The sequence below is a fragment of the Roseateles sp. P5_B10 genome, assembly GCF_056400485.1.
The window spans coordinates 1-965 of sequence record NZ_JBFULE010001309.1 but is presented as its reverse complement, the minus strand read 5'-3'; the positions used below and the strand labels follow the sequence as shown (position 1 = coordinate 965).

The following is a 965-nucleotide window of genomic DNA, read 5'->3' as shown; positions in this document are numbered from 1 at the left end:
GATTGGGGCCGGCAGGCGTCGTGCACGTGTTCGGCGGCGTGTAGCTTTTGACGAAGTCCGTGAAGTCGTAGCCGTCCTGTTTCTGGGTGTAGATGTAGCTCTTCAAGTCCTTGTAGAAGCCCGCCGCGGCGATATAGGCCTTGGTGCCGAAGTACTTCTCATAGGACACGTCGAAGGCATTGGCGATCCACGGATCGGCCTTGGGGTTGCCGCCGCTGGCGCCGGGCTTGCCGGTCGAGTTGTCGACGCCGAACTCGATGCCCGAGCGGAGCTGGTCCACGCGCGGGCGGGCCATCTGGCGGGCCAGGGCCACGCGCAGGGTCTGGTCATCGGCCAGCGAGAAAGCCAGGTTCATGCTTGGCAGCACGTCGGTGCGCACCTTGCCGTCGCTGTTGGTCTTGACATTGCTGCCGGCGGGCGCGTTGCTGTCCCAATAATTCGACGTGGACGACTGATCCACGCGGATGACTTGCAGGCCCACGTTGCCGCGCATGGGGATGCCGCCCCACTCGGTGTCGATGTTGCCCTTGATGAAGCCGGTGGTGGCCTTCTCGTACACGTTCCAGGCCTTGGGGATCAGATAGGCCGCGCTGGTCTCGCTGGGGTTGAACGTCATGTAGCGCGACACGGCGCCCGGCACGTTCCAGGCCGGGATGCTGCCCAGGCCCGCAAAGCTCAGGTCCACGGGGGCGTACTGCAGGTCGCTGGCAATGGCGGTGTCACCCTGCGAGCCGACGTTGATGTTGCCCTCGGGCTGGCGCTTCTTCTTGGAGCGGTCGGCGTAGTTGACACCCAGGTCCACGTCCTGGAAGAAGCCCTTGATCGAATCCGGCAGCGGGAAGTTGCCAGCCAGCTTGAACGACTTGAGCTCGTCCTCGACGCTGGGACGCTTGCCGTAGCCCGAGCCGTAGATCGTGCCGCGCAGGAACAGCTTGGTCGGGTCGGAGTAGTTCAGCGTGGGGGTC

At 64.5% G+C, this 965-nt stretch carries 1 protein-coding gene; it reads right to left on the bottom strand.

The genetic code is table 11. The features are described from left to right. Positions 1–965 (bottom strand): TonB-dependent receptor domain-containing protein (locus AC1DU6_RS32945; protein WP_477862497.1); only part of this gene is annotated, 965 nt, incomplete at both ends.